The organism is Ruegeria sp. N10 (genome assembly GCF_056531545.1).
Window position 1 is genome coordinate 48,114 of sequence record NZ_JBQFLY010000012.1, and the last position, 25,427, is coordinate 73,540.

At 61.6% G+C, this 25,427-nt stretch carries 20 protein-coding genes; 11 read left to right on the top strand and 9 right to left on the bottom strand.

Annotated elements, in window-relative coordinates; all coding sequences use genetic code 11:
• The first annotated feature begins 36 nt into the window (after positions 1-36).
• From ptsP to ACR0JI_RS15550, 5 genes are all read left to right on the top strand, one after another.
• Complete coding sequence (ptsP, locus tag ACR0JI_RS15530) at positions 37-2,280, top strand: phosphoenolpyruvate--protein phosphotransferase (RefSeq protein ID WP_480495146.1); 2,244 nt, start codon at positions 37-39, stop codon at positions 2,278-2,280.
• A 149-nt stretch (positions 2,281-2,429) separates the two neighbouring features.
• The gene (gene zwf / locus ACR0JI_RS15535; protein WP_480495144.1) at positions 2,430-3,875 is read left to right on the top strand and encodes a glucose-6-phosphate dehydrogenase; all 1,446 of its coding nucleotides are present in this window, start codon (positions 2,430-2,432) and stop codon (positions 3,873-3,875) included.
• 2 nt (positions 3,876-3,877) lie between these two features.
• The gene (gene edd / locus ACR0JI_RS15540; RefSeq protein ID WP_480495142.1) at positions 3,878-5,683 is read left to right on the top strand and encodes a phosphogluconate dehydratase; all 1,806 of its coding nucleotides are present in this window, start codon (positions 3,878-3,880) and stop codon (positions 5,681-5,683) included.
• Positions 5,684-5,687: 4 nt separating this feature from the next.
• Positions 5,688-6,320 (top strand): bifunctional 4-hydroxy-2-oxoglutarate aldolase/2-dehydro-3-deoxy-phosphogluconate aldolase, encoded by a 633-nt coding sequence (locus ACR0JI_RS15545; RefSeq protein WP_480495140.1) that lies wholly within the window; start codon positions 5,688-5,690, stop codon positions 6,318-6,320.
• Between the two features lie 51 nt (positions 6,321-6,371).
• Positions 6,372-7,562, top strand: a complete 1,191-nt coding sequence (locus ACR0JI_RS15550; protein WP_480495137.1) for a pyridoxal-phosphate-dependent aminotransferase family protein — start codon at positions 6,372-6,374, stop codon at positions 7,560-7,562.
• 126 nt (positions 7,563-7,688) lie between these two features.
• Here the strand turns inward: ACR0JI_RS15550 and ACR0JI_RS15555 are convergent, their stop codons facing one another.
• Positions 7,689-8,804: a pyridoxal phosphate-dependent aminotransferase gene (locus ACR0JI_RS15555; protein ID WP_480495135.1), complete on the bottom strand. Its 1,116-nt coding sequence runs from the start codon at positions 8,802-8,804 to the stop codon at positions 7,689-7,691.
• A gap of 90 nt (positions 8,805-8,894) precedes the next feature.
• Here ACR0JI_RS15555 and ACR0JI_RS15560 point away from each other — a divergent pair, with 90 nt between their 5' ends.
• The gene (locus tag ACR0JI_RS15560; protein ID WP_480495133.1) at positions 8,895-9,965 is read left to right on the top strand and encodes an SMP-30/gluconolactonase/LRE family protein; all 1,071 of its coding nucleotides are present in this window, start codon (positions 8,895-8,897) and stop codon (positions 9,963-9,965) included.
• 66 nt (positions 9,966-10,031) lie between these two features.
• On the top strand, positions 10,032-10,814 hold the full coding sequence (locus ACR0JI_RS15565) for a crotonase/enoyl-CoA hydratase family protein (RefSeq protein ID WP_480473662.1): 783 nt from the start codon (positions 10,032-10,034) through the stop codon (positions 10,812-10,814).
• A gap of 141 nt (positions 10,815-10,955) precedes the next feature.
• Here the strand turns inward: ACR0JI_RS15565 and ACR0JI_RS15570 are convergent, their stop codons facing one another.
• From ACR0JI_RS15570 to ACR0JI_RS15580, 3 genes are all read right to left on the bottom strand, one after another.
• The gene (locus ACR0JI_RS15570) at positions 10,956-12,119 is read right to left on the bottom strand and encodes a benzoate/H(+) symporter BenE family transporter (RefSeq protein ID WP_480473661.1); all 1,164 of its coding nucleotides are present in this window, start codon (positions 12,117-12,119) and stop codon (positions 10,956-10,958) included.
• Positions 12,120-12,253: 134 nt separating this feature from the next.
• A complete protein-coding gene (locus ACR0JI_RS15575) occupies positions 12,254-15,346 on the bottom strand; it encodes a valine--tRNA ligase (RefSeq protein WP_480495131.1) in 3,093 nt (1,030 codons plus the stop codon).
• 94 nt (positions 15,347-15,440) lie between these two features.
• Positions 15,441-16,340 (bottom strand): phytanoyl-CoA dioxygenase family protein, encoded by a 900-nt coding sequence (locus ACR0JI_RS15580; RefSeq protein WP_480495129.1) that lies wholly within the window; start codon positions 16,338-16,340, stop codon positions 15,441-15,443.
• A 164-nt stretch (positions 16,341-16,504) separates the two neighbouring features.
• On the opposite strand from ACR0JI_RS15580, the gene ACR0JI_RS15585 reads away from it, so the two are divergent.
• On the top strand, positions 16,505-18,796 hold the full coding sequence (locus tag ACR0JI_RS15585; protein WP_480495127.1) for a xanthine dehydrogenase family protein molybdopterin-binding subunit: 2,292 nt from the start codon (positions 16,505-16,507) through the stop codon (positions 18,794-18,796).
• The gene (locus ACR0JI_RS15590; RefSeq protein WP_480495125.1) at positions 18,774-19,850 is read left to right on the top strand and encodes a DUF2235 domain-containing protein; all 1,077 of its coding nucleotides are present in this window, start codon (positions 18,774-18,776) and stop codon (positions 19,848-19,850) included. The genes ACR0JI_RS15585 and ACR0JI_RS15590 overlap by 23 nt, the downstream gene beginning before the upstream one ends.
• 79 nt (positions 19,851-19,929) lie before the next feature.
• Here the strand turns inward: ACR0JI_RS15590 and ACR0JI_RS15595 are convergent, their stop codons facing one another.
• Together ACR0JI_RS15595 and ACR0JI_RS15600 are read right to left on the bottom strand one after the other, a co-directional pair.
• Complete coding sequence (locus ACR0JI_RS15595; RefSeq protein ID WP_480473656.1) at positions 19,930-20,445, bottom strand: GNAT family N-acetyltransferase; 516 nt, start codon at positions 20,443-20,445, stop codon at positions 19,930-19,932.
• 383 nt (positions 20,446-20,828) lie between these two features.
• Positions 20,829-21,398, bottom strand: coding sequence for a GcrA family cell cycle regulator (locus ACR0JI_RS15600; protein WP_267363457.1), 570 nt, complete (start codon positions 21,396-21,398; stop codon positions 20,829-20,831).
• Between the two features lie 126 nt (positions 21,399-21,524).
• Between ACR0JI_RS15600 and ACR0JI_RS15605 the strand changes: the two genes are divergently transcribed.
• Positions 21,525-22,328, top strand: coding sequence for an ABC transporter permease (locus tag ACR0JI_RS15605; protein ID WP_480495123.1), 804 nt, complete (start codon positions 21,525-21,527; stop codon positions 22,326-22,328).
• On the opposite strand, the gene ACR0JI_RS15610 is transcribed toward ACR0JI_RS15605, so the two are convergent.
• The 3 genes from ACR0JI_RS15610 to ACR0JI_RS15620 form a co-directional block, all read right to left on the bottom strand.
• A complete protein-coding gene (locus tag ACR0JI_RS15610; protein WP_480476807.1) occupies positions 22,325-23,560 on the bottom strand; it encodes an MFS transporter in 1,236 nt (411 codons plus the stop codon). The genes ACR0JI_RS15605 and ACR0JI_RS15610 overlap by 4 nt on opposite strands.
• Before the next feature lie 106 nt (positions 23,561-23,666).
• Positions 23,667-24,551, bottom strand: a complete 885-nt coding sequence (locus ACR0JI_RS15615) for a DMT family transporter (protein ID WP_480495121.1) — start codon at positions 24,549-24,551, stop codon at positions 23,667-23,669.
• 52 nt (positions 24,552-24,603) lie between these two features.
• Complete coding sequence (locus ACR0JI_RS15620) at positions 24,604-24,969, bottom strand: MerR family transcriptional regulator (RefSeq protein WP_480473652.1); 366 nt, start codon at positions 24,967-24,969, stop codon at positions 24,604-24,606.
• Positions 24,970-25,043: 74 nt separating this feature from the next.
• On the opposite strand from ACR0JI_RS15620, the gene ACR0JI_RS15625 reads away from it, so the two are divergent.
• Positions 25,044-25,301 (top strand): zinc ribbon domain-containing protein, encoded by a 258-nt coding sequence (locus ACR0JI_RS15625; protein ID WP_480495119.1) that lies wholly within the window; start codon positions 25,044-25,046, stop codon positions 25,299-25,301.
• The last annotated feature ends 126 nt before the right edge of the window (positions 25,302-25,427 follow it).

The window sequence follows — 25,427 nt, forward strand, 5'->3', positions numbered from 1 at the left end:
CAAGGGTTTCGCCTGACACACTGAATTGGTTGGGCCATGGCAGACGGCACGGAAACAGAATCCCGCAAGCTGCTGGGGCGGTTGCGCGAGGCGATGGCCAGCGAAGCCGCTGGGCAGGAGCGTCTTGATCAGATCACCCATCTGATCGCTGACAGCATGCGCAGCGAAGTGTGCTCGATCTATCTGTTCCGCGATGATGAGACCCTGGAACTCTGCGCGACCCAAGGGCTTGCGCCGGAATCGGTACACCAGACCCGGATGCGCCTGGGCGAGGGGCTGGTGGGCCGGGTCGCCAAGACCGGCAAGGTGGTCAACACCCCGGACGCGCCGTCTGAAAAAGGGTTCCGGTATATGCCGGAAACCGGGGAAGAGCGGTTTTCGTCCTTTCTCGGCGTGCCGGTGCAGCGCCTTGGGGAAAAGCTGGGTGTTCTGGTTGTCCAGTCCCGCAAAGCGCGTGAATTTTCCGCCGACGAGATCTATGCGCTGGAAGTGGTGGCCATGGTGCTGGCCGAAATGGCCGAACTGGGTGCCTTTGTCGGCGAAGGCGCGGCCCTGTCGCCACGGCACCAGCAATCGGTCCTGTTGCGCGGCGGCCCGGCGCAGGAAGGTTCCGCCGAAGGCCATGTCTGGCTGCATGAACCCCGTGTGGTTGTCACCAATCCGATCGCCGAAGACCCGCACCGGGAACGCGAACGTCTGAATGAGGCGGTGGAAGAGCTGCGCGTCGGCGTCGACAAGATGCTCGAGATTTCCCGGGATGGTGACACCGAACAGCTCAAGGTGCTGGAAGCCTACCGGATGTTTGCCAATTCCAAAGGCTGGATGCGCCGGATGGAAGAGGACATTGCTCTGGGGCTCAGTGCCGAGGCCGCGGTCGAGAAAGAACAATCTCAGGCGCGCGCCCGGATGGGGCAGGTGTCCGATCCCTATCTGCGCGAACGGCTGGCGGATCTTGACGACCTCAGCAACCGTTTGCTGCGCATTCTGACCGGGCAGGGAAAAACCGACAGCGCCGATCTGCCGCCCGATCCGATTCTGGTCGCGCGCAATATCGGCCCCGGTGACCTGCTGGAATACGGGCGGGCGTTGAAGGGGATCATCCTCGAAGAGGGTTCAGTCGGCAGTCACGCCACCATTGTGGCCCGTGCGCTGGCAATCCCTTTGGTGGTCCATGTGGGCCGGATCACGACCGAAGCGCTGAACGGCGACCATGTGCTGGTGGACGGCGATCAGGGCGTTGTTCACCTGCGCCCCGAAGACAGCGTGGTCGGCGCCTTCCGCGACAAGATCGCGATGCAGGCCAAAGCGCAGGAACGCTATGCCTCGATCCGCGAAACCCCCTGTGTCACACGCGACGGAACGCGCATCAATCTGGTGATGAACGCGGGCCTTATGGCCGATCTCCCGTCGCTGGGAACGTCGGGTGCCGAAGGTGTTGGTCTGTTCCGAACCGAGCTGCAATTCCTGATCCGCAATCAGATGCCCAAACGGTCCGAGCTTGTCACCCAGTATCAGCGGGTACTGGATGCGGCGGGCGACAAAAGGGTGGTGTTCCGCACACTCGATATCGGGTCGGACAAGGTGCTGCCCTATATGAAACACGTGGCCGAACCCAACCCGGCCCTTGGTTGGCGCGCCATTCGAGTCGGTCTGGACAAACGCGGCGTGATGCGGATGCAGTTGCAGGCCCTTCTGCGCGCCGCCAATGGCCGCCCGCTGACCATCATGTTCCCCTTTGTCGCGCAGGCCGAGGAATATCGCGAAGCCCGCTGGGAGGTGAACAAAACCATCGAACGCGAAAAGCGACTGGGCCATGTTCTGCCCGAAACGCTTGAAGTCGGCGCGATGCTGGAAACTCCATCGCTGGCCTTTGCGCCGCAAAAGTTCTTTGACGAGGTCGATTTCATCTCGATCGGCGGGAATGACCTCAAGCAGTTCTTTTTTGCGGCTGACCGCGAAAATGAACTGGTCCGCCGCCGCTATGACACGTTGAACGTCAGTTTCCTGAGCCTGATGGAACGCATTGTCGAACGGTGCGGTCTTTCGGACACCCCGCTCAGTTTCTGTGGCGAGGATGCGGGCCGCCCGGTCGAGGCGCTGTGCCTTGCGGCCATGGGAATTCGCACCCTGTCGATGCGCCCGGCGTCGATTGGTCCGGTCAAAAGCCTGTTGCTGCGGTGCGACCTGATGGAGGTGCGAAAAATCATCGCCGACGCGCGCCATCGTGGCGAACAATCCGTGCGCCCGGCCGTGATGGAGTGGCTGCGCAGTCAGGTATAGCCCGCAAAACCTCGCTTTTTGGGGAAACTATGCTTGATTTTTTCGCGCAGGCTTTCTATCACGCAGGCAATGTTAGCGGTAACAGTGTGCCGCAGAGCCGTTTCATGCCGTGCTGAACTGATATCGGCAAACTCGAGAAGGAGCCTGTGATGGTTTCACGCGTAATTCCGGTAGAGCCGTTCGATCTTGTGTTGTTCGGCGCGACCGGGGATCTGGCGCAACGTAAGATCTTGCCGGGCTTGTACCATCGGTTCGAGGTCGGCCAGATGCCCGATGGGGCGCGGATCATCGGCACGGCGCGCTCGGATATCGACAGCAACGGGTTTCGCGATCAGGTCCGCGCATCGATGCAGGAATTCGCACCAAAGTTCAAAAAGGACACATTGGACCGGTTCCTGTCTCATGTTGAATACGTGCCGGTGGATGCACTGGGCGATGCCGGATGGTCCGATCTGTCCAAGCTGCTGCGCCCCGACGTGGTGCGGGCCTTTTACCTGTCGGTGGGTCCCAGCCTGTTTTCGGGCATTGCGCAGCGCCTGCATGACGCCGGTCTGGCCACGCCGGACAGCCGCATCGTTGTTGAAAAGCCGTTCGGTCATGACCTTGCCTCGGCAAAAGCGCTGAACGAAGGCTTGCGGGCGTGTTTCAAGGAACACCAGATTTACCGGATCGACCATTATCTGGGCAAGGAAACCGTGCAGAACCTGATGGCGCTGCGCTTTGCGAATTCCCTGTTCGAGCCGCTTTGGAATTCGACCCATGTCGACCATGTGCAGATCACCGTGGCGGAAACCGTCGGGGTCGAAGGGCGCGGGGCCTATTACGATCAATCCGGCGCGATGCGGGACATGATCCAGAACCATCTGGTGCAGTTGCTGTGCCTAACCGCGATGGAACCTCCGTCAAAGTTCTCTCCCAACGCGGTGCGTGACGAGAAGGTCAAGGTGATCGAGGCGCTGGAACCGGTCGAACCCAGGGATATCGCCCGTGGTCAATATCGCACGGGCAAGGGCGGTGACGGATACCTTGATCACGTTGGCAACCCCGCCAGCCGCACCGAAAGCTTCATTGCGCTCAAGGTTCATATCGGCAACTGGCGGTGGGCCGGGGTGCCGTTCTACCTGCGCACAGGCAAACGCCTGCGCGCACGTGCCTCTGAAATCGCGGTGTTCTTCCGCGACCCGCCACACACGATCTTTCCCAATGTCGGCCCGTTGCACGGCAACGTGCTGGTGATCCGCCTGCAACCAGACGAAGGCATCACCCTGCGCACGACGATAAAGGAACCGGGGCAGGGCGGGTTCCGCCTGTCCGATGTTGCTCTGGACATGAGCTTTGCCGACGCGCTGGGTGATGACTCGCAATCCCCGGACGCATATGAACGCCTGATCATGGATGTCATCCGGGGCGATCAGACCCTTTTCATGCGCGGCGACGAGGCCGAGGCGGCCTGGGCCTGGGTTGATCCCATCATTCACGGCTGGGAACAGCGCGGGGACAAACCCGCCAAGTACGATCAGGGCAGTTCAGGCCCCGAAGAAGCACTGATGCTGATGCATCGCGATGGGCGTCGCTGGCGTCAGATCGGAGGGTAATCATGGTTCACTCTGTCATTTCCGACGTCACCAAACGGATCATCGACCGCAGCGCCGATCTGCGCGGCCCCCATATCGACCGGATGGAACAGGCCAGATCCAAAGGTCCCGCCCGTGCGCACCTGTCCTGTAGTGGTCAGGCCCATGCCTATGCGGGTGCGGGTGAAGACCAGCAATCCATGGCCACCGGCACGGCGGGCAATCTGGGCATCGTCACCGCCTATAACGACATGCTGTCCGCCCATCAGCCCTTTGAAAGGTACCCCGCCCTGATCCGCGATGCGATCCGCGCCGCCGGAGGTACTGCTCAGGTCGCAGGTGGCGTGCCAGCCATGTGCGACGGTGTCACCCAGGGCGAAGCAGGGATGGAATTGTCGCTGTTTTCACGCGACGTGATTGCTCTGGCAACTGGCATTGCGCTCAGCCACAACACCTATGACGCGGCAGTCTTCCTCGGCGTCTGCGACAAGATTGTCCCCGGTCTGATCATCGGCGCGCAGGCGTTCGGGCATCTGCCTGCCGTGTTCCTGCCCGCAGGGCCAATGACCAGCGGTCTGCCCAATGACGAAAAGGCCAAGGTTCGCCAGAAATTCGCTGCCGGAGAGGTCGGGCGCGACGAACTGATGGCCGCCGAAATGGCCGCCTATCACGGCCCCGGCACCTGCACTTTCTACGGCACCGCCAATACCAACCAGATGCTGATGGAGTTCATGGGCCTGCACCTTCCGGGCTCCAGCTTCGTCAATCCCAACACGCCCTTGCGCGACGCGCTGACACAAGAGGGCGCGCGCCGCGCCCTGTCGCTCAGCGCGCTGGGAAACAGCTATACCCCGGTTTACCAGGTGCTCGACGAACGGGCCTTTGTGAACGGTATCGTCGGCCTGATGGCGACGGGAGGCTCGACCAATCTGCTGATCCACCTGATCGCCATGGCGCGCGCCGGGGGCATCGTGCTGGATTGGCAGGATTTCTCGGATATCTCCGCCGTGGTCCCGCTGGTCGCACGGGTCTATCCCAACGGTCTGGCCGACGTGAACCACTTCCACGCCGCAGGCGGGCTTGGGTTCACGATCGGCACATTGCTCGAAGAAGGCTTGCTGCACCCCGATACGCTGACCGTCGCCGGTCAGGGCCTGCACAATTACACGCGCGAGCCCAAGCTAATCGATGGTGAGCTGACCTGGCAAGACGGCGCTGGCCACAGCCTGAATGACAAGATCGTCCGTCCTGCCCGCGACCCGTTCCAGCCCACTGGCGGCCTGTCGCGCCTGACCGGCAATCTGGGCACAGCCGTCATGAAGGTCTCGGCCGTCGCCCCCGAACATCAGGTGGTCGAGGCTCCGGTCCGCGTTTTCCACGACCAGGACGCGGTTAAGGCAGCCTTCAAGGCGGGCGAGTTTACCGGTGACGTCATCGTCGTCGTGCGCTTCCAGGGTCCCAAGGCCAACGGGATGCCGGAACTGCACTCACTGACGCCCATGCTGTCGATCTTGCAGGGCCGGGGCCAGAAAGTGGCGCTGGTTACCGATGGCCGCATGTCTGGCGCTTCCGGCAAGGTGCCCGCCGCCATCCATGTTGTCCCCGAAGCGCTCGACCGTGGCCCCATTGCATACCTTCAGGATGGTGACATCCTGCGCGTCGATGCGGTCAGGGGTGATCTGGAAATCCTCACCGCTGGTGTGCTGGACCGCGCGCCCGTCACCGCCGACCTGTCCGCCAATCAACACGGTGCAGGGCGCGATCTTTTTGATACGTTCCGCCAGAATGTCGGCTCGGCCGACACCGGTGCCAGCATTTTCGGAGTTTAATCTCATGTCCAAATCCCAACGTACCCGCGAGATCTGCGCACTGGCCCCGATCGTTCCGGTTCTGGTCGTCGATGACGTTGCGCAGGCCCGCCCGCTGGCCGAGGCATTGGTCGCCGGCGGTCTGCCAGCGCTCGAGGTCACCTTGCGCACGCCCGCCGCACTCGACGCGATCCGTGCGATGGCCAGGGTGCCCGGCGGCGTGGTCGGCGCAGGTACACTGGTCACACCCGAAGACGTCCGCGCCGCCAAAGAGGCGGGCGCGCAGTTCGGCGTCTCTCCGGGCGCAACCGACGCGCTCATCGCGGCGTGCGAGGCCGAGGGCCTGCCCCTGCTGCCCGGTGCGGCCACGGCCAGCGAAGCGATGGCATTGCTGGAAAAAGGCTATGACATGCTGAAATTCTTCCCGGCCGAGGCCTCTGGCGGCGCGCCCGCGCTCAAAGCCATCGGCGCACCCCTGCGGCAGATCAGCTTTTGCCCGACAGGCGGGGTGTCGATGTCCAACGCCCGCGACTACCTGTCCCTGTCCAACGTGGTCTGCGCCGGTGGCAGCTGGGTCGCGCCCAAGCAGATGGTCGAAAGTGGTGACTGGGCCGGGATCGAAACACTTGCGCGCGAGGCATCGAAGCTGGCGGATTGACGCCGCGAAGCCCCTCGGTAATGTGGGCGTCAACTCAGACAGGTTGACCCCATGACACAGACATCTGCCCTCTCTCAGGGGCGAACTTATTTGGCAATCCCAGGCCCGTCGGTGATGCCGGACGCGGTCCTGCAGGCGATGCATCGTCCGTCGCCCAATATCTACGATGGCGCGCTCATCGACATGATGCCCGCCCTGACCCGCGACCTGCGTCGGGTTGCACGCACAGGCCATGACGTTGCCATCTATATTGCCAATGGTCACGGCACGTGGGAGGCCGCTCTGTCCAACGTGATCGCCCCCGGCGAAACCGTTCTGGCTCCTGCCTCGGGCCGGTTCACCCATGGCTGGGCCGAGATGGCCGAAGGCATCGGGGCAAAGGTGCAGCTGATCGATTTCGGCAACTCATCCGCCTGGGATCTCGACCGAATTGCCGACGCTTTGCGCGCGGATAAAAGCCACCAGATCAAGGCCGTTCTCGCGGTTCATGTGGACACATCAAGCTCGATCCGCAACGATATCTCGGCACTGCGCAAACTGCTCAACGATCTGGACCACCCGGCGCTGTTGATGGCCGATTGCATCGCCTCGCTGGGATGCGACCGGTTCGAGATGGATGAATGGGGCGTCGATGTCACGGTCACCGCCTGCCAGAAAGGCCTGATGACCCCCGCAGGTACAGGCTTTGTCTTTTTCAACGACAAAGCACAGGTTAAGCGGGCCGCCATGCCGCGTGTTTCGCGATATTGGGACTGGCAGCCGCGCGCCAATCCCGACCTGTTCTACCAGTATTTCGACGGTACCGCGCCGACGCATCACCTCTATGGTCTGCGCGCCGCGCTCGACCTGATCCATGCGGAAGGGATCGAACAGGTCTGGGCCCGCCATGAACGTCTGGCTACTGCCATTTGGGCGGCCTGCGAAACATGGGCCGAAGGCGGCGCGCTGCATCTGAACGTTGCCGACCGCGCCCACCGCAGCCATGCCGTTACCGCCCTGCGCCTGAACGGGGGGCGCGGCACGGCCCTGCGCGCGTTCACTGAACATCAGCTGGGCCTGACACTGGGCATTGGCCTCGGGATGGAGGATTACGACAGCTGTTTCCGCCTCGGGCATATGGGCCATGTCAACGGGCAAATGGTGATGGCGATGCTGGGCGGTATGGAAACGGCCATGGCCGCGCTTAATATCCCCCGTGGCAAAGGCGCGCTCGAGGCCGCCGCTGCCGTCCTGGCCGCCTGATACACTTCAGACGAACAGCACTGATCCGCCCCTTCATCTGGCCAAAAATATCCTCGGGGGGAATCGCGCATTGCGCGATGGGGGGCAGACAGCCCCCCTTTGACCCGATGGCAAGACAGACCAGCGCTAGTCCGTCTTTGCCCGCACTTCCGCTAGCGCCTTGGGCAAGGCGGCCGCGAAAGCATCCAGATCTGCTGTTTCACCACAGCTTACCCGGATGCACCTGTTCTGGGGCGTTGCAAACGGCATCCGGACAAACAGGCCCCGCGCAACCAGAGCCTCCAGAACCGCTCGGGCAAAATCCCCATCCCGCCCGCAATCAATCGTCACGAAATTGGTGGCCGAGGGCAGCGGCTCCAACCCGTTCTCGCGGGCAATCGTTCCTATCCGCTCACGCGCCTCGGCGATTTGCGCCTGAATATGCTCCAGCCACGCACCATCCTGCAACGCGGCCAACGCCCCGGCCTGTGCCGCGCGGTTCATGCCGAAATGGTTGCGCACCTTGTTGAAGGCTGCAATCAGGTCGGGCGCTCCCATGGCATAGCCAACCCGTGCGCCCGCCATGCCATAGACCTTGGAAAATGTCCGCATCCGTATCACGCGGGGGTCGTCTGCGCTTACAGGAGCCGCTGTCCCATCTGGCGCGCACTCCACATAAGCCTCATCCAGAATCAGCAGGCACCCGTCGGGCAGGGCGTCCATCGCCGCCACGATATCCGCGCCGGAATGCCAGCTGCCCATCGGATTGTCCGGATTGGCCAGATAGACCAGCTTTGCACCCACCTCGGCCGCCTTCGCAAACAGGGCCGCCGGGTCTTCGTGATCCCCGGCATAGGGAACCTTGTGCAAAACGCCACCGAACCCGGCGACATGATAATTAAAGGTGGGATACGCCCCGTCCGAGGTCACAACCGCATCCCCGGGCCCTACAATCAGACGCACAAGATAACCCAGAAGCCCGTCAATCCCTTCGCCTACGACGATATTTTCGGGGGTTACCCCATGATACTCGGCCAAAGCATGGCGCAGATCGTGGTTCTCGGGATCACCATACATCCAGATATCAGACGCGGCCTGCTCCATGGCCCGGATCGCGTGGGGCGAGGGGCCAAACACGCTCTCGTTGGCGCCAAGACGGGCAATGAACGCCGCGCCGCGCTGACGCTCTTGCGTTTCGGGGCCCACAAAGGGCACGGTGGCGGGCAGGGATTGGGCAAGCGGGGTGTATCGTGGTCCTGTCATGCCTGCAGATAACCCCAAGCCCGAGCTTCGGGCAAGCGCGCACCTCATCCCGCGCGTCAGAACGTATTGAAACACAAGTAAGGAGCGCAAATGCGCATACTGTCTGCCATTGTTCTTCTGGGCCTTGCCTATCTTCTGTTCTGGCCCGTTCCCGTTATCCCCGTCGCCGTTGAGATGCCGGAAGCTGCCGGTTTCACAGGGGATTTCGCCGAGAACACCGTGCTGGACGCCGCGCAGCTGATCCACTTGCCCGATGGGGAAACCGGCCCCGAAGACATCGCCATCCTGCCCGACGGCGCGGTCTATACGACCAGCCGGTCTGGCACGCTCTATCGCATTGACGGGGCCGACCCTGTTGTGGCCGACCAACTCGGTGGGCGTCCTCTGGGTCTCAGGGCCGGACCGGATGGCGCGCTTTACATTGCCGACAGCTTTCGCGGCGTGATGCGCTGGACTGGGCCGGGCACGCTTGAATCCGTGGTGGCCGATATCGACGGTGCGCCCGTGGTCTATGCAAACCAACTGGACGTGGCGCAGGACGGCACGATCTATTTTTCGAACTCTTCCGACCGGTTCGATCCCGAAACCATGGGCGGGACCAAGCCGACTTCGGTCCTGACCATCTGGGAACAATCCGATACAGGCTATGTCGCCCGTCACACACCCGATGGCCGCACCGAAAAGATTGCCACTGGGTTCGTCTATACCAATGGCATTGCGCTCTCACCTGACGCAGATTTCCTGCTGATCGCCGAGACCGGTCGCGCACGGGTACACAAGCTGTGGCTCAGCGGGCCGAAAGCCGGTCAGCAAGAGGTCTTGCTGGACAACCTGCCCGGCTATCCCGACAATCTCGAAGCACAAGGTGATGGCACCTACTGGATGGCCTTCGCCAGCCCGCGTGTCCCGTCCGAGGCACTGATGCCGTACCCCTTCCTGCGCAAGGTGGTCTGGCGGCTGGGTCCGGCTGTACGCCCGGCACCGATCCATCGGGGTATGCTGGTGCAATTTGATGGTGAAGGCACGATCCTGCGCACGCTTCAAGACCCTCAAGGCCGTATTGGCATCACAACAGGGGGCCGGATCGTGGGCGATCAGTTCTATGTCATGACGCTCGATTCCCCCTGGTTCGGGCGGATGCCTGTCAGCGATCTGCCCTGACGTCGCAGTGGAATTCGGCGTCCCGTCCGGGCATGGTCGCCGCAACTGAATTTCGGGAGGTCCCCCATGTCACGTGTATCCGTCACCTATCAAGACCATGTTGCCCATGTCACCCTGACCAGAGGTGACAAGATGAATGCGCTGGATGACGCGATGGTCAAGGCATTGCTCTCTGCCGGGCAAGAGGTCGCCGCCTCGGACGCCCGCGCCGTGGTTTTGTCGGGCGAGGGGAAAAGCTTCTGCGCAGGGCTCGACATGGCAAGCTTTGCAAAGATGGCCCATATGGATCCCACCGAATGGCTGATGACCCGCAACCATGAGGATGCCAACGAGATGCAGGAGCTGGCCCTGATCTGGCGTCGCGTACCGGTACCGGTGATCTGCGCCATTCAGGGTGTCGCCTATGGCGGTGGCCTGCAAATTGCGCTGGGCGCGGATATCCGTATCGCGCACCCCGAGGCGAAACTGGCGGTGATGGAGATGAAATGGGGTATCATCCCCGATATGGGTGGCATGGTTCTGTTGCCCCGGCTTGTGCGTTCGGACGTTCTGCGTCTGCTGACCTACACGGCCCGGCCCATCGGTGCGCAGCAGGCGATGGATTGGGGGCTGGTCACGCAGCTTTCAGATGATCCGCTGACCGAAGCTTTGGCCATTGCCGAGAACATCGCCGGTCAAAGCCCTTCGGCCATCCGTGCCGCCAAGCGGCTGATCGAAGTGGCCGAAACCCAGCCCCGCGCGGATGTTCTCAAGGCGGAATCCGCCGAGCAGGTTGAGCTGATCGGCAAGCCGCATCAGATGGAGGTCGTGATGGCGCAGATGCAGGGCCGCAAGCCCGAGTTCAAATGATCAGCGGATGAAAGCCCGCCGTGCATCGCGGGCCATGTTGTAACGCATTTCAAAATCGGCGTTTTTCGCCATCACAACCTTGCGTTCTGCCGAACCAACCAAGGGGCGATTAATCCCGGCAAGGGCAGGATGCGAAAGCGGCTACCGGATTCTGTTGCTCACCAGATAGGCCAGCCCGCCGACCAGCAGGCCCCAGACCGCCGCGCCCAGCCCAAAGACCGAGATGCCCGATGCGGTGATCGCAAAGGTCAGCATCGCGGCCTCACGCTCGGCCGGAACCTCAAGTGCTGCGAAAATCGAATTGGCCAGCACGCCGATCAGGGCGACACCGGTCAATGTCCCCATCAACAGCGGATCGGCATGGGATGCAAAGCCGGTAATCGCCACGGCAAAGATGCCGAATACACCGTAGAACACCCCACCCATGATGGCCGACCAGTACCGTTGCGCGGGATCGGGGTGGCTGTCTTCGTTGGAACACATCGCAGCCGTGATCGCCGCAAGGCAGGTGGCAGGCGCACCAAACGGAGCCGATAACAGGCTTGCCCCACCCACGGATGAAAACAGCCTGCCCGGCGCCGGGGTATAGCCAAAGCTGCGCATCACCGCGATGCCGGGAATATTCTGGGTCGCCATCGTGACGATAAACAGCGGGATGGCGATTCCGATGGTCGAGGCCAGCGAGAAACCGGGCATGGTCCAGACCGGTGCCGCCAGCCATCGCGCCGGGGTCACCGAGGTGTCGCCTGCGTTCAGCACCACAACAAGCGCGGCGGCGGCAACGGCCGCCGGAACGGCGAACAGCCGGTTGATCCGGCCCGCGATGAACCATGTCAGGATCACCGCCAGGGCTTGCTCGGGCAATTCGACTGCGGCCTGAAAGGGCAGAATGCAAAGCGGCAGCAGAACGCCCCCCAGCATGGCCTGTGCCAGAGTCGTCGGAATGGCGGCCGCTAGCCGCCCCAATGGCCGCCAGAGCCCGGCCAGAACCGTCAGCGCCCCTGCACACAGGAACGCGCCCGTTGCCTCGGAAAACCCCAGCGCCGGAGTCGCGGACACCGCCAGCAGCGCCGCCCCCGGTGTCGACCAAGCGACGCTGATCGGTTGCCGGTACCACAGGCTCAGCACAATGGCGGTCAGTCCCATTGCGATGGCCGCCATCATCAGGCCCGAGGCCGCCTGCGCCGGAGACGCGTCCATCGCGGCCAGCCCCTGCAACACGATAGGAAAGGAACTGAAGAACCCGACAATGGCGACAACCAGCCCGGTCGAGACTGTCTGGAGCGGTGGGGCAAACTGGGTCATGACAGCCTCGGACGGTTGGGGTTGGTGATTGCTAACAAGCGGCGGCAGGGGCGGGCAAGGTCTGAACGCGCAAAAGAAAACCCCGCCGGATCAGCGGCGGGGTTTGGGGTATGAGTATTTTGAAAAGGTGAAGATCAGGCGATCTCGGCCAGACGGGCCAGCGCCTCGTTCAGCTTGGCTTCTTCTTCCTCGCGGGCGGCGAGGTTGGCTTTGGCTTCCTCGACCACCTCGTCCGGGGCCGAGGCCACGAATTTGGGGTTGTTCAGACGCCCGCGCAAGCCACCCAGTTCCTTGGCCAGCTTGCCCTTTGCTTTCTCCAGCCGCTCCTTTTCCGCGCCAATGTCGATGATATCCGCCAGCGGCAGGCCGAAGGAGGCTCCGGGGGCGGCAATCGAGATGGTGCCCTTGGGCAGCGCGTCCGCGCTGGTCAGGCTGTCGATGCGGGCCAGACGTTTGATCAGCGCCTCGTTGCGGTCCCACGCGGCTTGGCCGTTGGCGTCGATCTCGGTCACCAGCATCGGCACGTAAAGACCCGCAGGCACTCGCATCTGCGCACGGGCCGAGCGGGTGTTCTCGATCACCGAGATCACCCAGTTCATTTCACGATCCGCGTCGGCGTCGACCAGTTCGGTGCCGTAGGTCGGCCAGTCGGCGTGGACGACCATTTTCGCGCGGTTGCCGGTCAGGCCCCACAGCTCTTCGGTGATGAAGGGCATGATCGGGTGCAGCAGGACCATGCACTGATCCAGAACCCAGCGCATGGTGGCGCGGGTCTCGGCCTGCGCCGCGGCGTCGTCGCCTTGCAGCAGCGGTTTGGACAGTTCCACATACCAGTCGCAGACCTTGCCCCAGACAAAGGCATAGAGCCCGTTGGCCGCGTCGTTGAAACGATAGCTTTCCAGCGCCGCGTCGACCTCTTCCCGCACGCGGGCGGTTTCGCCGATGATCCAGCGGTTTACGGCGGCCTTGGGCTGCAGGTCGGCCACGTCCAGTTGCGGGACGGCGTCGGTAAAGACCTCGTTCATCTCGGCAAAGCGGACGGCGTTCCACAGCTTGGTGCCGAAGTTGCGATAGCCGGTGATGCGCTCGCGCGACAGTTTCAGCACACCGCCAATCGCCGCCATCGAGGCATTGGTGAACCGCAGCGCGTCGGCACCGAACTCGTCGACGATTTCCAGCGGGTCGATGACGTTGCCGGTGGTCTTGGACATCTTCTTGCCCTTCTCGTCACGGACGAGCGTGTGCAGATAGACGGTGTGGAACGGGATTTCATTCACCACGGCCAGTTGCATCATCATCATCCGGGCGACCCAGAAGAACAGGATATCCGCGCCGGTGATCAGGACGTCCGTGGGGAAGTAGCGCTCCAGCTCCTCGGTATCTTCGGGCCAGCCCAGCGTGCCGATGGGCCAGAGGCCGGAGGAGAACCAGGTGTCGAGGACGTCGGGGTCGCGGTAGAGGCCGATTTTGCCCTCGCGAATGAACGAGATAGCCTCTTCCTTAGTAGAGACCTCGGCGATTTCCATGCCTTCGTAGTAGCCCTCAACGTCCGCCCGAATTGCATCAAAAGACGGGCCGCAGAATACCGCAAACTCCCCTTTGTTGTGGCTTTCCATACGGGCGATGCGATCAGGGTTCGGTTCCAGCCCCGAGCACTTCTGCTGAGGCCCATACCAAACCGGAATCTGATGCCCCCACCACAGCTGGCGCGAGATGCACCAGGGCTCGATGTTTTCCAGCCAGTGGTAATAGGTTTTCTCGCCCGATTCAGGGATGATCTTGACCGTGCCATCCTTGACCGCGTCCAGCGCAGGGCCGACGACCTTTTCGGCGTCGACGAACCACTGGTCGGTGAACATCGGCTCGATGACGACTTTCGAGCGGTCGCCAAAGGGTTGCATGATCGGTTTGCTCTCGACCAGTGGGACAAGTGCCGGGCTGAAGTCCTGCTCACCGTCTTCGTCCTCTGTAGGCCGGGCCTCAGTCCGGCTCGATCCCAGACGCGGATCGTCCGCTGGACACATAACAGCCAGACCTTCGCGGGTGATCTCTTCGACCACCTTGGCGCGCGCCTCGAACCGGTCCAGTCCGCGCAGGTGATCCGGGATCAGGTTGATTGCGTCGATCTCATTCTCGGTGAACGTTTTGCCGCGCGCATATTCCTGCGCCTTGCCCGCCTCTTCGGCGTAAGGCGCGCCATCAGCCCGCATCGCGCCCTTGGTGTCCATCAGGCGGTACATCGGAATGCCGCCGCGCCTGGCGACCATATTGTCGTTGAAGTCATGCGCGCCGGTGATCTTCACCGCGCCCGAGCCGAAGTCGGGATCGGGATACTCATCGGTGATGATCGGAATCTGGCGGCGATGCTCTTTCGGTCCAACCGGGATTTCGCACAGTTTGCCGACGATCGGCGCGTAGCGCTCATCCGACGGATGCACGGCCACAGCACCGTCGCCCAGCATGGTTTCGGGCCGCGTGGTTGCAATGGAAATATAATCCCGCTCTTCGCGAAGGATTACATTCCCATCTTCATCTTTTTCCAAATACTCATATGTCTCGCCGCCCGCCAAAGGGTACTTGAAGTGCCACATGTGGCCCGGCGTTTCAATATTCTCGACCTCAAGGTCCGAAATCGCCGTTTCGAAATGCGGGTCCCAGTTGACCAGTCGCTTGCCGCGATAGATCAGGCCCTTTTCGTACATGTCGACAAAGACCTTGATAACGGCATCATGGAAGTTGGGTGAGTTTTCGTGCCCGGTGCGTGGGTCACCTGGCGCGCCCGCCATGGTAAAGGCATTGCGTGACCAGTCGCAGGAATTCCCCAACCGCGTCATCTGTTCGATAATCTTGCGGCCGTATTGCCCCTTCCAATCCCAGACCTTGGCCAGAAACTCTTCGCGCGCGTAGTCGGTGCGCTTCTTGCCCTCTTCGGCCATCAGTTTCTTTTCAACCTGCATCTGCGTGGCGATGCCGGCGTGGTCCTGACCAGGTTGCCACAGAGTGTCGAACCCGCGCATCCGGTGCCAGCGGATCAGAATATCCATCAGTGTATGGTTAAAGGCATGTCCCACATGCAACGCGCCGGTCACGTTGGGCGGTGGCAGCATGATGCAAAAGCTCTCATCACGCGAACGGTTCGCGCCTGCCTTGAAGGCTCCGGCCTGTTCCCAGGCCTCATAGATACGGGCCTCGGCCTCGGCCGCGTTGAATGTCTTTTCCATCGCCATGGGATGCGTCCTGCGTCAACAAATTCGGGTCAGCGCCTGCAATAGCGAATGGAGACGGGAAGGGGAAGGCCCTGTGCGGCGACGATTGCCGATGTCACCCCGTGCCGGTCACCTCGTTTCCATACAGGTGCGTGCTTTGCGCCGCGCCTTGTGTCATCGCCTTGGCCTGATCCTCTCGAATGCGGGCATGAAGCGCCAAGGCTGGCGGCGAAAACAATTCGGTCGGTGGTTCGATGAGGATGAAATTGCCCACCCGGTCTTCGCCCCGCGCCAAGACCGCGTAATCGCGGTCCGCCACTTTTTGCTGTGCGTTCGGGTTCAGATACCGGATTGCCAGCCCGATCCGCCGATCGTCCGACATATTGGGTCCCGAGCCATGGATTGTGAGGCCATGGTGCAGCGACATTTGACCCGGCTGCAATTCGATATGCGTTTTGTCCTCGTCTGCCACATCGACAGCCACCTCCTGCCCGCGCGACAGCAGGTTGTTGTCTGAAAACGTGTCGTTATGGGGCAGGATCGGGTTTTTGTGGCTGCCCCTGACAAAGTCCATGCAGCCGCTTGCAATCGTGGCAGGCGACAATGCGATCCATGCGGTCATCTGATCCGGTGTTTCGCCCATCCCCCAATAGGTCAGGTCCTGATGCATTCCCACCACCTGAGTCGTGCGTGGCTCTTTGATGAACAGTTCCGCAGACCACAGCAGCAAGTCCGGTCCCAGTATTCCTTCGACGACGTCCAGAACTCTGGGGTCCAGTGCGATACGGGCGACCAGCGGCATCACCACATGGGCGTTCAGGCGCTTGTACATGTTCAGCGGCAGCGGAAGGTCGGCCACACGCCATGTCTTCTCGATCTGCTCCAGCTCGGCCCGAAACTGTGCGGTCTCATCCGGCGAAAAGACTGTGATGGGAAAGGCAAACCCGTCTTGCCAATACGCGTCGACCGATGGGGCGTCCAGGCGGCCCTGTGACAGGGAAATGGGTTTGGGCATGGGGGACCTCCGGCAGGCTGCATTTTCAAACAGCCTACGAATCCCCCTGCGGCTCCCGCAATCCTGTTTACGACATCGGTGTCGCCACACGCTTTCATGCAAGGCGCTGGACATAAGCGAACGCAGGGCTAGTGTCGCCATCAAGGCAGTGACAGGAGCATCCCATGGAAAAATTCGGCAGAAGCCAGCCGGTCAAACGGACCGAGGATCGGCGGTTCCTGACCGGGCAGGGGCGCTATATGGACGATGTCGTGCCCGGCAATGCGTTGTTTGCCGCTTTCTTCCGTAGCCCTGTGGCCCATGGCGATATCACCGCGCTGGATCTTGAGGCTGCGCGGGATGCCGACGGGGTTCGGCTGGTCATGACACTGGACGATCTTGCCGCCTCGGGCATCGATACGGTGATGAATGCCGCAACCTTGACCAACCGCGACGGAACCGGCTCTGCCGCGCCGGATCGGCATATGCTGGCCAGGGACCGCGTGCGCTTTGTGGGCGAACCCGTGGCCGTTGTCATCGCTGATACGCTGGTTCAGGCGCAGGACGCGGTCGAGCTGATCTGGATAGATATCCGGGAACGCGCTGCCAAGCTGGACGTGAACGCGGGGGGTGAGGCCCTGCACCCGCAAGCGCCGGACAATCGCGCGTTTGACTGGGGCTTGGGTGACGAAGCCGCGACCAAAGCCGCCTTTCAGGCCGCCGCCCATACCGTCTCGCTGAACGTGCACGACAACCGCGTCATCATCAGCTCGCTCGAGCCGCGGGGCTGTCAGGCCGACTGGTCTGGCGGGCGTCTGCACTTTTCCTATGGCGGGCAGGGTGTCTGGGCGATGAAGGCACAACTGGCGCAAAAGCTGAAACTCGATGCGGATGCGATCCGTGTCACCACCCCGGATGTGGGGGGCGGGTTTGGCATGAAGGTGATGCCATATCCCGAATATTTCTGCGTGGCCGTGGCCGCGATGAAACTGGGCCAGCCCGTGCACTGGATGTCCGACCGGTCCGAGGCAATGCTGTCCGATCACCACGGCCGCGATCTGACCTCGCTGGCCGAGCTGGCCTTTGATGCCGACCACCGGATCACCGCCTACCGCGTTCACAGCAAAGTCAACCTTGGTGCCTATAACAGCCATTTCGCGCAGGCGATCCAGACAAGCCTGTTCAGCAAGGTGCTGATGGGGGTCTATGACGTTCAGACCACCTATCTCCGGGTCGAGGGGTTCTATACCACGACAACACAGGTTGACGCCTATCGCGGTGCGGGACGCCCCGAGGCGATCTATGTGCTGGAACGCGTGATGGACCGCGCCGCGCGCGAACTGGGCGTTGACCCGTGGGAGTTGCGGCGCAGAAACTTCATCAAACCCGGCCACTTCCCATACACCTCTGCTACGGGTGAAACCTATGATGTCGGCGATTTCGACATGGTCCTGCACCGCGCGGCCAACCAGACCAGCGGGTTCAACGCCCGCAAGGCCGCAGATGCCGAACGCGGTCTGATCCGGGGGCAGGGTCTTTGTTACTATATCGAAAGTATTTTGGGGGACCCTTCCGAGAACTCGAAGGTCGAGTTTTGCGAGGATGGCACGGTGAACCTTTATGTCGGCACACAATCGAACGGGCAGGGGCACGAGACGGTTTATGCCCAGTTCCTGTCCGATCAGACCGGCGTTCCGATGGACAGGATCACCGTCATTCAGGGGGATACCGACCGGCTTGGCCATGGCGGCGGAACTGGTGGCTCACGCTCAGTGACGGTGCAAAGTACCGCGACCCTTGCTACCATTGACAAAATGATCGCCGCATTCACGCCTTATCTGGCCGATAAGATGGGGGTCGAGGACAGTGATGTGCGATTTGACCATGAAACATTCCGCGCGCCGGGCTCGAACCTGACGCCGACCCTGACCGAAGCCGCGGCCATGGCCCGCGCCGACGGGCGCTTGGACTTGCTGACGCATGAGTCCCGCGCGCACCTGGATGCCCGCAGCTATCCCAACGGCGCGCATGTTGCCGAGGTTGTGATCGATTCCTTCACCGGCGAAACCCGTGTGGACCGCTACACCGTGGTTGATGATTTCGGAAATCTTATCAACCCGATGCTGGCCGAAGGACAGGTGCATGGCGGGGTGGTTCAGGGCATCGGGCAGGCGCTGTCGGAACATGTGGTGCATGATGATCACGGACAGCTGCTCACGGCATCGTTTATGGATTACGCCTTGCCCCGCGCGGTGGACGTACCCATGATAAAGTTTACCTCGGCGCCGGTGCCGTCAACTTCCAACCCGATGGGGATGAAAGGATGCGGCGAGGCCGGCACGGTGGGCGCTCTGGCCGCTGTGGCGAACGCGGTTCAGGACGCGCTCTGGGATCACGGGGTGCGGCAGGCGGATATGCCTTTCACACCTCACAAAGTTTGGGAATTGCTGACGCATGGAACTGTCGCGGCTCAGTAGGAAGGTTCTGGGATGGCTCGGGCGGCCCTTGCGGTCCGAGCACTCCGCCGAAACGCGGCACCGCGAGCCGATCAGCCACGTCATTATCCTTGATGGCACCATGTCCACCCTCGAACCGGGGTTCGAGACGCATGCCGGTCAGACCTATCGCCTGTGTTGCGAAATGGGCAGCAAGGTGTCGGTGTTCTACGAGGCGGGTGTGCAGTGGGAAAGCTGGAAATCCACCATGGACGTGATGATGGGCCGGGGTATCAACCGCCAGATCCGCCGCGCCTATGGCTATCTGGCGTCACGCTACAAGCCCGGTGACCGGATTTATTTCATCGGTTATTCCCGTGGGGCCTACGGCGTGCGCAGCCTGGCCGGGGTGATCGACATGATCGGCCTGCTCAAGGCCGAACACGCGACCGAGCGGAACATCCTGCAAGCCTACCGCCATTATGAATGCAATGTCAGCGGCACCGCCGCCCGCGATTTTCGCCGCAAGTTCTGCCATGACAATGTCAAGATCGAGATGGTCGGTGTCTGGGATACGGTCAAGGCGCTGGGCCTGCGCCTGCCGCTGCTGTGGCGCTGGGCCGAGGATCGCCATGCCTTTCACAACCACCAGCTGGGCCCGGCCACTCTGCATGGCTATCACGCGCTGGCCCTCGACGAAACGCGCGAGGTGTTCGAGCCGGTTCTGTGGCGATGCAAGCCCGATTTCAAAGGTCATGTGGAACAGGTCTGGTTCCGTGGCACCCACGGCGATATCGGCGGCCAGCTGAACGGCTATGAAGAGGCCCGGCCGCTTAGCAATATCTCGTTGATCTGGATGCTGGACAAGGCCGAGATGCACGGGCTGCCGATGCCCGAAGGCTGGCGCACCCGTTTCCCGACGGATGCCCATGCGCAATCGGTTGGAACCTGGCGCGGCTGGGGCAAGATCTTTCTGCTGCGCAAACACCGCAAGGTCGGGCGGGATCAGTCAGAACGCCTGCATGTCTCGGTCGTGCCGGATGAATTGCCGGGCTGGGTGGCGATGCCGAACCTGCCGACACATCCCGCGCAGTGAAAGGCTACCATGTGCCACTGACACCAAGATCACCGGCACTTCAATGTCAGGTTCGAGCCCGAAGCGGGCAGAGCAGAACTTAATAAAAGTCGAATTGCATATAATCAAAGTAGTCAGTTAGCTCGATGGGATCGGAACACTCCGGGTATCTTTCGATGAATCTAAAGCCGATGCGCTCATAGATGCGGAGCATATCTTGATTGCCTTTTACAGTATTCACCAAAAGGGTGCGCCAACCCATCTCCCGAGCGGCCTCCATCCGTGCATCGACCAAAGCTCGGCCAAGGCGGTTTCCACTTGCTTCCGGTCGAACAAAAAGACGCTTTAGCTCTCCGGCATCTGGTCGGGCCTGTTGCAGCGTACCACACCCCACAAGGCGGTTTTGTTCACCATATGCCAGAACGAGGCGGCCGGTTGGCGGCAAGAACGTCTGAATATTTGCCAGAACGGATGATGCCATATCTTTTGGTTCTTTTCTCGCAGACCCGCCTGCCAAGGCCAGTTTATGAAAGACGACGGCGTAATACTCGGTCAGAAGTTCTTCGAATGCGGGTTTGTCGTCTACTTCGGTAACCGAAGCTATCCGATATTCCATACCGACCTCTTTTCATGCCCAATAAAGATCGGCAGCTTACTCCGCTTTTCCGCGCCGACATAGTAAAATCATCGAGGGCATCAGCCAACGGCACAGCCTGGAAAGGAATGATGCGTCTAGTGTCGGCGATGCCAGCTTCGTCCGCAAAGCTGACAACCACCGAGACGATTGGCGCCGCCACGCAGCGAACGGCAGCATCGTCCGCAAAGTTGACGCTCCGAACTAAAACACCCTCGCAGCATTCAGCGAGGGTGTTTTCTTTGTAAGAGCCCGTTACGCCTTGCGTCGTTCTTGACTATACAACGCCTCCGGTAAAGGGCGTGGCGAAACGCCTGCGCCCTTTTCACGTTCTATAGACATGATTTAGGTTCTGGTGTTCGCTATTACCGCCGCCGGTCGCGGCGCGAACTCATCGGCTGGAAAGCCACGCCCACATGCGCCTCGCAATAGGGTTTGCCTGCCTCAACCGGCAGGCCGCAGAACCAGAAATCCTCGGTCGCGGGGTCGCCCACAGGCCATTTGCAGGTCTTCTCGGTCAGTTCCATCAGCGTCAGCTTCTTGGCCTTCTTCTCGATCTCGTTGACCTTGGCCAGCGCCTCGGGGCTGATTTCGTTGGCCGAAGGCTGCGGCGGCAGCGGCTGACCGGCGGGGATGATCTGGCGGCGCGCCGGAACGGCGGGTTTCGCCTCGGCAGCAGCAGCCGGGCGCGCCGGCTCTGTCTTTGGCATGGGCCTGGGCTTGGCTTCGGCCTTGGGCGCGGGTGCCGGTTTCTCTTTCGGTTCGGACTTGGCCGGGGCTGCGCCTGCTGTCCGGTTGGACAGGCCCAGGCGGTGGACCTTGCCAATCACCGCGTTACGGGTCACGCCACCCAGTTCCTTGGCGATCTGGCTGGCCGACTGGCCTTCGCCCCACATCTTCTTCAGCAGTTCTACGCGCTCGTCTGTCCAGGACATCGTCAGCCTTTCAAAAGCGGAAAGCGGCCCCGGATTCGGGCCGCCTTGGGAATTCGTCTCAGCCCCCTATTCTAAACACTGCGGCCCGAGTTACAAGCTGTCTTCGAATCAGGTTGAGGGCAAAGCATGCAGAATCCCGCAGAACAGACCGCACGCAGCTTTGGAGCGGTCAACTGGATGGGGCTTTACACGCTGGCGCAGCGCGAAATCCGGCGCTTTCTTTCGGTCTGGACCCAGACCGTTCTGGCGCCTCTGGTCACGGCTGGCCTGTTCCTGCTGATCTTCACAATCGCCATTGGGCCTAGCCGCCCTGACGTCATGGGCGTGCCGTTTGTGGTGTTTCTGGCACCGGGGATCCTGATGATGACGGTGATCCAGAACGCCTTTGCCAATACCTCCTCTTCGATGGTGATTGCAAAGGTGCAGGGCAATATCGTCGACACTCTGATGCCGCCGCTGTCCCCGCTCGAGATCCTGCTGGGGTATCTTGCCGGTGGCATCGCCCGTGGCCTGATGATCGCGCTGGTGATTTCGATTGCGTTGCTGGTTTTGCTGTCCATGGCGCCCCAGCACCCGTTGATTGCGCTGATCTTTGTTGTTCTGGGTGGCGCATTCATGGGCGCGCTGGGCCTCTTTGCCGGGATCTTTGCTAACAAGTTCGACCAGATGGCCGCGATCACCAACTTCATCGTCACGCCATTGGCCTTCCTGTCGGGCACCTTCTATTCGGTCGAGGCGCTGCCTTCTGTCCTGAACCGCCTGACCCACCTGAACCCGGTCTTCTACCTGATCGATGGGCTGCGTTACGGCATGATCGGCGTGTCCGACAGCTCTCCGTGGTTGGGCATGGCGGTTTGTGGTTTTGCCACGCTGGCCATCGGGCTGATCACCTGGCAGATGCTGCGTACCGGCTACCGGCTTAAGGCTTAACCGGGCTCTGCCAGCCTATCGGGCGACAGGGCAGGCTTGGGTTCGCCCAGCCGCGGATGCAAGCGGGCCGAGACAGCCCATGCCCCAAACAAAGCAATCCCGCCTGCCGCGAACACACCGGCCACCGGTGCCGCCAGCAAGACCAGAGCTGCAATACCGGGCGTCAGAATGCCCGAGACATCGCGGTAACTGGAATAAATCGCCGACATCTCGGTTCGCTCAGACGGTTTCACGGCCATAAGGAAGGGCAATCCGGCGCAGATATCCAGAACGATCAGCCAGACAGACCCCAGAACCAGCGCAGCGACCGAGGCGACCGGCCATCCCGCGACCAATCCGGCTGCGAAGAAGCAGCCCCCCGCGGCGGCAAACCCGATGCGAACAGCAGACCTGAGCGACCGCGTCTGGACCCAGCGCAGGATCAACGGGGCGGCCAGCAGCATGGCGTTTGTGCACGACAGAAGGATGCCGCCCAGTTGTTCTCCCAGCCCGTTTTGGATGGCGAAAATGGGCAGGTAGACCACATATATCCACCACCCGCAGGACCGGATCATTGCAAACAGATATCCGGCAACCAATCTGGGTTGAACAAAGAACCGGGGAAGAAAGGCCAACGGGTTGTTGGCCGGACCACGGGCCTTGGTGATCAGCTTGCCATTGCCCAGACGCATGCGCCAGAACTGCGCCAGCATGACCAGCGCTGCACCGGCACTGATTACAAACGGGGCAGGGTGCCACAGCTCCATCAGCAGGACACCGGCCATTGGGCCGCCCGTCCATCCCAAAGCGCTGTAGAACATGCGGCTGGTCTCGCACCGGCCAAGTTCGATCTTGCTGATGTAATCCAGCACATAGGTGTTGAAGCAGATGAAAGTGACAACCGTGGCCATGGTATTTAGGGCCAATGCGCCGACCACGGCCTCGGGGCTGCCCTCGATCGCCAGCGATGCACCACAGATGAACATGACACAACCGGTGGAATAGGCCCATCTGCGCGGTACAAAACGGATCAGGAACGGCACCATCAACCCGACCAGCAGGGACAGGATGCCAATCAGGAAATACAGGAATGACACGGACGAGGCATCGCCCAGCGCCCGGTACATCGCCAGCGGAAAGACTGAAATCAGGATGCCACGCACGATGGCTTCAATCCCGGCCAGAATCCCAAAATCGCGAACTGATGGGGCAGGCGCGTGGCGGACCCATTCAGGTATTCGGCGTTCATGCATGACAAACTCGCAAATCAACTCAGCCCAGAATGCGCCTGCTGCTTTGCCGTTCATGGGGGTTTGCGACACAAAGGTCGCCCCTGAACCGCAAGAGCAGTTTTTTCTGTCAGGTCCGGCGGTTTACTGCCTCGCGCCAGACCAGGATCAGCCCTCCGGTCAGAATCGTGACCGCGCCAATCAGACTGATCCGGTCGGGGATCACATCAAACACCGCAAAATCGTACAGCGCGGCGAAAATCAACGTGGCATAGCTGATCGGGGCCACGAATGACGCGTCCGCCCGTGCCATGCCGTTGATGAAACAAACCTGCGCGCAGGCCATCAGCAGGCCGATCCCCACCAGTGCAACCCATTGCTGCGGCGTAGGCATTTGAAACACAAAGCTGACCGCGACCGTAGCGATCACCAGCCCCATCGTGTTGTTGATCAGCAGAATCTGGATCGGAGCCTCGCGCCCCGACAGTTTCTTGATAAAGATCAGCTCCATCCCGATAAACGCCGCCGCAGCCAGCGCCAGAAGGGCGGCGGGCTGAAAACTTGCAGGTGTCGGGCGCAGCAGGATCACCGCACCCACAAGGGCCACGGCCGCCGCCAGCCTGCGCCACCGGCCGACCCGCTCCCCCAATAGCGGAATGGCCAGTACCATACCAAAGACAGGGTTCAGAAAGGAAATCGCCGTTGCATCTGCCATCGGAATGAACGCAACAGACGCGAACATCAACGTCACCCCGGCCCAGCCAAAGCTGGTTCGCCCGACATGCAGCCCCCAATGGGGCCGTCCCAGCCGGGGGCGAAGCACTGCGACCGCCGACAGGATGGCAAACAGAGCAAACAGAAACCGCCCGTGACTGATCTGCATCGCGTGCAAGGGAGGCCCGAGTGTCTCCGTCCCCAACGCCTTGGCCAACAGCGTCGTCGCCGCGATAAAGGCGGTCGCGACAAAGATCAGCCCTGCGGCCACAGCAGGATTTTGCGCCTTCGGGGTGAACATGGGCGAAAGCGGTGCGCCAAAACGGGGGCCTTGGCAAGACGCAAATCTGCGCTCAGCGCAAAACCGGAGGGGCAGCCAGCGCCGCCTTGGCTTGTTTGAGGCTGTTCAAAAACCGCTCTGCCCGTGCGATCCGTGCTTCGACCTCGTCAATCCGGTCCTGCAAAAACGCCTCGCCGTCAAAGCTGTCGGGATCGGCGGCTTCCAACTGCCCCAGCAACATGACCAGCTCTGCAATGCTGATGCCTGCCGCCTGTGCATCTGCAACTTGCTCCAGCGTGATCAGCGCTTCTTCGGGATAGTCGCGATAGCTGTTGGTGTTGTCCGGCCCCGGAGCTGACCGGATCAGCCCTTGGCGTTCATAAAACCTCAGCGTGTCACGGCTCAGCCCGCTGCGCCGCGCAAGTTCCCCGATCCGCATGTTTCAAAACCGTTGACTCAACTCCATGGTTTTGATCCTATGTCAGACAGTTATTCTCTGCAAGGACAGGCACCATGGGTCCCAAATGCCAAAGTTGCGGCATGCCGCTGTCAAAAGACCCCCAGGGCGGCGGGTCCGAAGCTGGCGGCGGGCGCAGCACGCGTTACTGCTCGCTGTGTTACGAAAACGGTGCGTTCCGCCATCCCGACGCATCGCTGGAAGAGTTTCAGTCTCACTGCGTCGATGCCCTTGTCGCCAAAGGCATGCCCCGCATCCTTGCCTGGGCTTTCACCCGCGGCATGGGCAAGCTCGACCGCTGGCGCTCGGCGTAATGATCCGGTGGCAATTTTGACCCTGCGGCAATAATGGGGTTTTCAGGCTGTCTTTTCACGTCTATAGAGCGGCCATGATCAAACGCGCACATATCCAGTTGCTCCGACGCCGACGCCGCTCTGCGT

Coding starts and splice junctions, on each gene's coding strand:
- ACR0JI_RS15545 (WP_480495140.1), top strand. CDS start 5,688: ATGTCCAAATCCCAACGTACCCGCGAGATCTGCGCACTGGCCCCGATC.
- ACR0JI_RS15625 (WP_480495119.1), top strand. CDS start 25,044: ATGGGTCCCAAATGCCAAAGTTGCGGCATGCCGCTGTCAAAAGACCCC.
- ACR0JI_RS15570 (WP_480473661.1), bottom strand. CDS start 12,119: ATGACCCAGTTTGCCCCACCGCTCCAGACAGTCTCGACCGGGCTGGTT.
- ACR0JI_RS15580 (WP_480495129.1), bottom strand. CDS start 16,340: ATGCCCAAACCCATTTCCCTGTCACAGGGCCGCCTGGACGCCCCATCG.
- ACR0JI_RS15560 (WP_480495133.1), top strand. CDS start 8,895: ATGCGCATACTGTCTGCCATTGTTCTTCTGGGCCTTGCCTATCTTCTG.
- ACR0JI_RS15585 (WP_480495127.1), top strand. CDS start 16,505: ATGGAAAAATTCGGCAGAAGCCAGCCGGTCAAACGGACCGAGGATCGG.
- ACR0JI_RS15595 (WP_480473656.1), bottom strand. CDS start 20,445: ATGGAATATCGGATAGCTTCGGTTACCGAAGTAGACGACAAACCCGCA.
- ACR0JI_RS15550 (WP_480495137.1), top strand. CDS start 6,372: ATGACACAGACATCTGCCCTCTCTCAGGGGCGAACTTATTTGGCAATC.
- ACR0JI_RS15610 (WP_480476807.1), bottom strand. CDS start 23,560: ATGCATGAACGCCGAATACCTGAATGGGTCCGCCACGCGCCTGCCCCA.
- zwf (WP_480495144.1), top strand. CDS start 2,430: ATGGTTTCACGCGTAATTCCGGTAGAGCCGTTCGATCTTGTGTTGTTC.
- ACR0JI_RS15565 (WP_480473662.1), top strand. CDS start 10,032: ATGTCACGTGTATCCGTCACCTATCAAGACCATGTTGCCCATGTCACC.
- ACR0JI_RS15605 (WP_480495123.1), top strand. CDS start 21,525: ATGCAGAATCCCGCAGAACAGACCGCACGCAGCTTTGGAGCGGTCAAC.
- edd (WP_480495142.1), top strand. CDS start 3,878: ATGGTTCACTCTGTCATTTCCGACGTCACCAAACGGATCATCGACCGC.
- ACR0JI_RS15620 (WP_480473652.1), bottom strand. CDS start 24,969: ATGCGGATCGGGGAACTTGCGCGGCGCAGCGGGCTGAGCCGTGACACG.
- ACR0JI_RS15590 (WP_480495125.1), top strand. CDS start 18,774: ATGGAACTGTCGCGGCTCAGTAGGAAGGTTCTGGGATGGCTCGGGCGG.
- ACR0JI_RS15600 (WP_267363457.1), bottom strand. CDS start 21,398: ATGTCCTGGACAGACGAGCGCGTAGAACTGCTGAAGAAGATGTGGGGC.
- ACR0JI_RS15575 (WP_480495131.1), bottom strand. CDS start 15,346: ATGGCGATGGAAAAGACATTCAACGCGGCCGAGGCCGAGGCCCGTATC.
- ACR0JI_RS15615 (WP_480495121.1), bottom strand. CDS start 24,551: ATGTTCACCCCGAAGGCGCAAAATCCTGCTGTGGCCGCAGGGCTGATC.
- ACR0JI_RS15555 (WP_480495135.1), bottom strand. CDS start 8,804: ATGACAGGACCACGATACACCCCGCTTGCCCAATCCCTGCCCGCCACC.
- ptsP (WP_480495146.1), top strand. CDS start 37: ATGGCAGACGGCACGGAAACAGAATCCCGCAAGCTGCTGGGGCGGTTG.